Annotated in this window: 3 protein-coding genes and 1 tRNA gene; 1 reads left to right on the forward strand and 3 read right to left on the reverse strand. The window is 71.2% G+C overall.

The window, feature by feature from the left end:
* Together HY68_RS44950 and HY68_RS09325 are read right to left on the reverse strand one after the other, a co-directional pair.
* On the reverse strand, positions 1–348 hold a 348-nt coding region (locus tag HY68_RS44950; RefSeq protein WP_241778512.1), incomplete at its 3' end, for an ATP-binding cassette domain-containing protein.
* Positions 345–1,277 (reverse strand): zinc ABC transporter substrate-binding protein, encoded by a 933-nt coding sequence (locus HY68_RS09325; protein WP_041986820.1) that lies wholly within the window; start codon positions 1,275–1,277, stop codon positions 345–347. The genes HY68_RS44950 and HY68_RS09325, both read right to left, overlap by 4 nt.
* A 653-nt stretch (positions 1,278–1,930) precedes the next feature.
* On the opposite strand from HY68_RS09325, the gene HY68_RS42675 reads away from it, so the two are divergent.
* Positions 1,931–2,101, forward strand: coding sequence for a hypothetical protein (locus HY68_RS42675; RefSeq protein ID WP_157874308.1), 171 nt, complete (start codon positions 1,931–1,933; stop codon positions 2,099–2,101).
* A gap of 29 nt (positions 2,102–2,130) precedes the next feature.
* Here the strand turns inward: HY68_RS42675 and HY68_RS09335 are convergent.
* Positions 2,131–2,204: transfer RNA gene (locus tag HY68_RS09335), tRNA-Lys, on the reverse strand.
* Positions 2,205–2,515 lie beyond the last annotated feature (311 nt).

The following is a 2,515-nucleotide window of genomic DNA, read 5'->3' on the forward strand; positions in this document are numbered from 1 at the left end:
GGCCCGGAGGCCGCCGAACAGTGGCACGCCCCACCGGTCGCCGTCCCAGCCGAGCCGCACGATGTCGGTGCCGCGCATCCGCAGGGACGCGTCGAAGCTGCGCCGCTGCGGCAGACAGCCGACCCGGCGCCCCGCCCGGCCCGGCCGTCCGCCGAGCACGCGTACCTCACCGGCCGCCGGGGGCAGTACCCCGAGGAGGACCTTCACGAGCGTGGACTTGCCGACCCCGTTGGGTCCGAGCACGGCCACGAACTCCCCGGCGCCGACGTCCAGATCGACCCCGGACCACAGGGTCCGCCCGCCGACCCGCACGGCGGCGCCGCGCATCGACACCACAGGGGCGGTCATGGGCGGGCCGCGTCGGCCAGCGCCCGCTGGATGCCCTGGAGTTGACGTACCTGCCAGGCCTGGAAGGAGGCACCGGCCGGGGTCAGCGTCTCGGTGACGGTCGCCACCGGAATCCCGTGCGCCTCGGCCGCCTTGACCTGGGCCCGCACGTCGGGGGTCGCGTTCTGGCTGTTGTAGACGTAGACCTTGATCTTCTTCTCGGCGATCTGCCGGTCGATGGCCGACTTGTCCTTGGCGGTCGGGTCGGCGCCCTCACTGACCGCGTTCAGGAAGGAGTCGGGCGTCAGCATCTTCAGCCCGAGCCCCTCGGCGAGCGGGCTGACGATCGATTCGGACGCGCCGACGGGCGTGCCGGCGTAGGCGGCCCTGATGTCCGCTATCAGCTTGTTGTACGGGGCGAGGGTCGTCGTCTCGAAGGTCTTCTTGAGCTTGTCGAAGTCGGCCGCGTCCGCCGGGTCCTTCTTCTTGTAGTCGGCGGTGATCCGCTCGACGACCTGGTGGACGTCGTCCGGCGAGTACCAACGGTGCGGATTGCCCCCGGCCTTGACGCCGACCAGCTCGCCGACGGTCAGGTCCGTACGCCCGGACGACGGGCTGGACGCCAGCAACTTGCCCGCCCAGGAGTCGTATCCGACGCCGTTGACGATCGCGTACCGCGCGCCGGCGACGGTACGCGCGTCGGCCGCCGTGGGCTCGTAGTCGTGCGGGTCGGCGTCGGGGTTGTCGATGATGCTGGTCACCTGCACATGGCTGCCGCCCAGTTGGCCGGCGATGCTCCCCCAGAAGTTCTCGGCGGCCACCACCCGGATCGGCCCCCCGCCGTCCTTGACGGCGCCGCCGGACGACGGGGAACTGGAACAGGCGGCGACGCTCGTCGCGGCCAGAACGGCGACACCGCCGACGGCGAGCCGGGTGCGGACAGCATTCATGGAACGGAATCTCCTCAGCGAGACCGGACGGCTCGGCGGGCTGCCGACGCTCCGGACGTCCATGACGCTAGATGGAAACGATTGTCAGAACCAGAGCCGGTACTGGAATATGAAAATCATCACCATTAATTGAGCCCAGCAGCTCACAACCAGGGCGCCGGACCAGAGTCGGAGCCCCGAACCGCTCTCACGCGCCGGAGACGCGGTACAGCCAGTCGCCGAACAGCGCGCGCTCGTGGGGGGTGAGCGTCGCGAGTTCCGGCAGCGCGGCACGCAGGGTGACGGCGGCGACGACCGGACCGGCGGGCGCCTCGGCGGACGCCCCGGTCAGGATCGTCGCGCAGACCGCCTCCCAGGCGAGGTCCGCGAGGCCGCGCCTTCGAGGGCGCCGACCAGCTGCTGCTCGTCTCCGCGAACGAACCGGATCCGGACCGCGCCCTGGCTCTGCACCGCACCGCCGTCGAGGCCGCCGTCACCACGGGCGCCGGGCACATCCTCTACACCAGCCACCAGGCCGCCGCCTCCGACACCCCTACGACGGTCCGACCACGCTCACCGTCGGCCCCGCGCCGACGTTCGAGGAGATCGCCGAGATCGCCTCGGAACTCACCGGGCACACCGTCGAGCTCGTCGTCACGGACGAGGAAGAGTGGATGGCCGACCAGGTCGCCCAGGGCGCGCAAGAGTTCATGGCGCGCTTCCAGCTCGGCTTCTACCGGACCGCACGACAGGGCGGTTTCGCCGGCGTCGACCCCCTGCTCGGCAAGCTTCTGGGCCGGGAGCCGCACACGGCACGCGACGTACTCTCCCGGCCCACCGGCTGACAGCCGGCAGCCGAAGGGACCTGGTGGGGTAGGCCGTGTGGGACTTGAACCCACAACCAACGGATTAAAAGTCCGCTGCTCTGACCAATTGAGCTAACGGCCCAGGCACAACAACCCGAGCATAGCCCGCCGGGGGGCGCGGGCCGATCGGGTATCCGGTCGTCGGCGGGTCATGAAGCGGGGCAGCACAGCGACAGGGCCTGTGCCCCACCTGGTCGGTGGGGCACAGGCCCTGTCGTCGTGTCAGTCAGCCGTGCCGGTCAGCGGTACGGCCGGACGGTCAGCCGTTGCGCTTCCAGCGCGGCTTGTCGTCGCGGCGGCCGAAGGAGCCGGTGCCGGTGCCCGTCGAGCCACCGCGGTGGTCGTCACGGCGGCCGGTGGGCCGGTCGTGACCGCCGGTGCGGAAGCCGCCGC

Source organism: Streptomyces sp. AcH 505 (assembly GCF_000818175.1).
Classification (GTDB): Bacteria; Actinomycetota; Actinomycetes; order Streptomycetales; family Streptomycetaceae; genus Streptomyces.